4 protein-coding genes are annotated in these 4735 nt (G+C 50.3%); 3 read left to right on the top strand and 1 reads right to left on the bottom strand.

Annotated elements, in window-relative coordinates; translation table 11 throughout:
- From thrA to thrC, 3 genes are all read left to right on the top strand, one after another.
- On the top strand, window positions 1-1986 hold a 1986-nt coding region (gene thrA, locus ACRC27_RS07460; protein WP_438639553.1), incomplete at its 5' end, for a bifunctional aspartate kinase/homoserine dehydrogenase I.
- 2 nt (window positions 1987-1988) lie between these two features.
- Window positions 1989-2936, top strand: a complete 948-nt coding sequence (gene thrB, locus ACRC27_RS07455) for a homoserine kinase (protein WP_438623506.1) — start codon at window positions 1989-1991, stop codon at window positions 2934-2936.
- Between the two features lie 3 nt (window positions 2937-2939).
- On the top strand, window positions 2940-4223 hold the full coding sequence (gene thrC / locus ACRC27_RS07450; protein ID WP_438639552.1) for a threonine synthase: 1284 nt from the start codon (window positions 2940-2942) through the stop codon (window positions 4221-4223).
- 148 nt (window positions 4224-4371) lie between these two features.
- Here the strand turns inward: thrC and ACRC27_RS07445 are convergent.
- On the bottom strand, window positions 4372-4735 hold a 364-nt coding region (locus tag ACRC27_RS07445), incomplete at its 5' end, for an SPOR domain-containing protein (RefSeq protein ID WP_438639551.1).

The raw sequence follows: 4735 nt of genomic DNA, 5'->3' as shown, positions 1-4735 counted from the left end.
TATCTTGAATCCACGGTAGACATTGATATCTCGACTGCGCGCTGTCAGGCCGATCCGATTCCACAAGGCGCAGTAGCACTGATGGCCGGTTTTACCGCCAGCAATGAAAAAGGCGAATTAGTGGTACTGGGCCGTAATGGTTCTGACTACTCAGCAGCGGTGTTAGCCGCCTGCTTACGTGCAGAGTGTTGTGAGATCTGGACGGATGTTGATGGTGTTTACACCTGTGATCCGCGTTTAGTGCCTGATGCACGCCTGCTTAAATCGATGTCGTACCAAGAAGCGATGGAGCTGTCATACTTCGGTGCGAAAGTCTTACACCCGCGTACTATTCTGCCGATTGCTCAGTTCCAGATCCCCTGCTTGATTAAAAACACGGCCAATCCACAAGCTGAAGGCACACTGATTGGTGCTGATAGCGGTGCTGATAAGCTTGATGTAAAAGGCATCACCAATTTATCAAATGTGGCGATGCTGAACGTTTCTGGGCCGGGCATGAAAGGAATGGTCGGCATGGCTGCCCGTGTTTTTTCAGTGATGTCGCGCGCGGGTATTTCGGTCGTTTTAATTACCCAATCTTCGTCTGAGTACAGTATCAGTTTTTGTGTGCCGCAATCAGAGTTGGCAAAAGCGCAGCGGGCACTGACCGATGAGTTTTATTTAGAGCTGAAAAATGGCCTGCTCGAACCGCTGGATGTGCAAGAGAAGCTGGCCGTTGTTTCAGTGGTCGGTGACGGCATGCGCACGGCACGCGGGATCTCGGCACGCTTTTTCACGGCGCTTGCCCAAGCCAATATCAATATTGTCGCCATTGCTCAGGGCTCTTCCGAGCGTTCAATTTCCGCAGTGATTGCCGATGAGAAAGTGACCGAAGCGGTTCGCAGTTGCCATGAAGCCCTGTTTAGCTCGCGCCAAGTTATTGATGTATTTGTGATTGGTGTTGGCGGCGTTGGTGGTGCATTGGTTGAGCAAATTCGCCGCCAACAGCCGCGTCTGCTGGCGCAAAGCAATACTCAACTGCGCGTGTGCGGCCTCTCTAATTCACGGGCCATGCTGCTAGATGTCAACGGGATCGCACTCGATCACTGGCAAGATCAAATTCGTGCAGCCGAAGAGCCATTCTCATTTGCACGATTGATCCGGGCTGTAAATCAACACCATCTGCTAAATCCGGTGATCGTAGATTGTACCTCGGATCAACACATTGCTGATCAATATGCCGAGTTTCTGGCTGCCGGATTCCACGTTATCACGCCAAATAAAAAGGCCAACACCTCTTCAATGGCGTACTACCATTTGCTACGCCGCACGGCACAAAACAGCCGCCGTAAATTCCTGTACGATACCAACGTAGGTGCGGGATTGCCGGTCATTGAAAACCTACAAAACCTGCTCAATGCCGGTGATGAACTGACCCGCTTTAGCGGTGTACTTTCCGGCTCATTATCCTTTATGTTCGGTAAACTCGAAGAGGGTATGAGTCTCTCTGCCGCAACAACATTGGCACGCAGTAAAGGCTTCACAGAGCCTGATCCGCGCGATGATCTCTCTGGTATGGATGTCGCCCGTAAGTTGCTGATTCTTGCTCGAGAAGTGGGCTATTCACTGGAACTGAGCGATGTTGAGGTTGAAGGAGTCCTGCCGGCTGACTTTGATGCCTCTGGTGATGTAGAGAGTTTCATGGCTCGTTTACCAGAACTTGATCGTGCCTTTGCAGTGCGAGTCGCCGATGCTGAACGGGCCGGTAAGGTACTGCGCTATGTCGGCCAGATTGAAGAGGGCCGTTGCAAGGTCTCAATTGTCGCCGTTGACGGCAGTGATCCGCTGTATAAAGTTAAAGAGGGTGAAAATGCGCTGGCCTTTTACAGCCGTTACTACCAACCACTGCCGTTAGTACTGCGCGGTTATGGTGCGGGTAACGATGTCACAGCAGCCGGTATTTTCGCTGATTTATTACGAACCCTGCCGTGGAAGCGTGGAGTGTAACAATGGTCATTAAAGTCTATGCACCGGCCTCTATCGGTAATGTGAGTGTCGGGTTTGATGTTCTGGGCGCGGCGGTAACACCGGTTGATGGCTCACTGCTTGGCGATGTAGTCAGCGCAGAGGCCTGTCACGAGCCGTTTGAACTCTCATGCCGTGGCCGTTTTGTCGATAAACTGCCGGTCAATCCGCATGAAAATATCGTGTATCAGTGCTGGGTTCTCTTTAGTGAGCGGCTGCACTTGCAAGGGCAGAAAACAAAACCGGTACGTCTGGTACTCGAAAAAAATATGCCTATCGGATCGGGGCTAGGTTCAAGTGCATGTTCGATTGTTGCGGCACTGGTTGCGCTAAATGAATGGAACGATTGCCCGTTTGATGAACACGCCATGTTAAGCATGATGGGTGAGTTGGAAGGGCGGATTTCCGGCAGCATTCATTACGATAATGTCGCCCCCTGCTATCTTGGTGGTTTACAGCTGATGGTAGAAGAGCTCGGTATTATCAGCCAATCAGTACCCTGCTTTGATGAGTGGTATTGGGTCATGGCCTACCCTGGCATTAAGGTTTCAACTGCCGAAGCACGGGCTATTTTACCCGCACAATACCGCCGCCAAGACTGTATCACCCACGGCCGTCATCTGGCCGGATTTATCCATGCCTGTTACAGCCGCCAGCCACGTTTGGCAGCACAGATGATCAAAGATGTTATTGCTGAACCTTATCGTGAGCGCTTACTCCCCGGTTTTGCCGAGGCGCGACGCCACGCCGCAGATATCGGTGCGCTGACTACGGGGATCTCCGGCTCAGGCCCGACACTGTTTTCCGTCTGTGCCGACTATGCTATAGCAACACGCGTTGCACGCTGGCTAACGGATAATTATCTGCAAAATGACGAAGGATTTGTCCATATCTGCCGCATGGATCTGGCAGGGGCGCGCATACTGGAGTAACCAATGAAACTGTACAATATTAAAGATCACAACGAACAGGTTAATTTTGCACAGGCCGTACGTCAGGGATTAGGCAGCCAGCAAGGGCTCTTTTTCCCATTTGACTTACCCGCACTGAGCAATATTGATCGGCTACTAGATTTACCATTTGTCGAGCGCAGCAGCGAAATTCTCAGCGCCTTAATTGGTGATGAAATGCCATCTGAGCAAGTGCATGCCTTAGTGGATCGCGCCTTTAACTTCCCACTGGCTTTACAGCCGGTTACTGATGACATCTACGCATTAGAGTTATTCCATGGCCCTACTCTTGCCTTTAAAGACTTCGGCGGTCGCTTTATGGCACAGGTACTTGAGCATGTCAGGGGCAAAGAGAAGATCACCATTCTAACGGCCACATCCGGTGATACGGGGGCTGCCGTTGCACAAGCCTTTTACGGGATAGAGCAAATTCAAGTGGTGATCCTCTATCCAAAAGGGAAGATCAGCCCACTACAAGAAAAACTATTTTGTACCTTAGGTGGGAATATCCACACACTGGCGGTAGAGGGTGATTTTGATACCTGTCAGGCATTAGTAAAACAAGCATTTGATGATGAACCGCTGCGTCAGGCCATTGGTCTTAACTCAGCGAACTCAATTAATATCAGCAGGTTACTGGCGCAAATCTGTTATTACTTTGAAGCCGTAGCACAGTTGCCGATAGAAAAACGTCATCAACTGGTGGTCTCTGTACCGAGTGGTAATTTTGGCAATCTGACTGCTGGGCTGTTGGCACAAAGTCTGGGCCTGCCAGTTAAGCGCTTTATTGCTGCGACTAATGCGAATGATACCGTACCGCGTTATCTGGCTAGCAAACAGTGGCAACCCAACGCAACAGTGGCCACACTCTCTAACTCAATGGATGTCAGCCGCCCCAACAACTGGCCGCGCATTGAAGAGCTGTACCGCCGCAAAGAGTGTCGCATTCCGGCGCTGGCTTCAGGTTCGGTCAGTGATATTCAGATGAAAGAGACACTGCAACAGCTCGATCAACAAGGCTACCTGTGTGAACCGCACGGTGCTACTGCGTACCGGATCTTGGCCGAGCAACTGCAAGAGGGTGAGACCGGTATCTTTTTATGTACCGCACATCCGGCAAAATTCAAAGAGAGTGTCGAGCAGATCCTCGATAAAGAGATAGAACTGCCGCCGGCGTTAGCCGCACGCGCGAATCTTCCCTTGTTATCCGAACCGATGTCCGCCGATTTTGCGCAGCTCAAACAGTGGCTCACCAAGACGCTGCTGTAAATTACTCAAACAAACTGGCGATAATGTACTAAAAAAACTCACGAAAATATGAAGTAAAACATCAAGTAAAATACAAAATAAAAAGCCGACACCCAACAGGGGATCGGCTTTTTTATTGTTTAAAATCAGTTTATTAGTCGGTTTTCATTTAAATTGCAGACTCAGGTTCAGCCAGCTCTTGATGAACTTTGCGCACGCTTTTGATCCACGCATCAGTGTAATACGGCGTTACATGCTGCTGTGCCGCCGTTCGTGCCTCTTGCAATGACCCATACTCCCCTAAAACCACCAAATACCATGCCTGCTTGTGCCGCAACGTTTTATACAGATAGCGCGGCATAGGTGTACCGGCTGACGGAATATTACGCTCCTGCTCTACCGCCTTGGCTAACGGATAGTTTGGGGTAGCAATCAGCTGAATAGTATAGGCACTGGTCGGCATTGAACGCAGTTTTTGCCTTACCGCAGAGATATCCGGTTCACTTAATCCTGCTGATGGCGTTGATATAAGC

Origin of the sequence: Plesiomonas sp. (assembly GCF_051650925.1) — a bacterium.
Lineage (GTDB): Bacteria > Pseudomonadota > Gammaproteobacteria > Enterobacterales > CAMTGL01 > Plesiomonas.
This window is presented reverse-complemented; position numbering and strand designations above follow the sequence as displayed.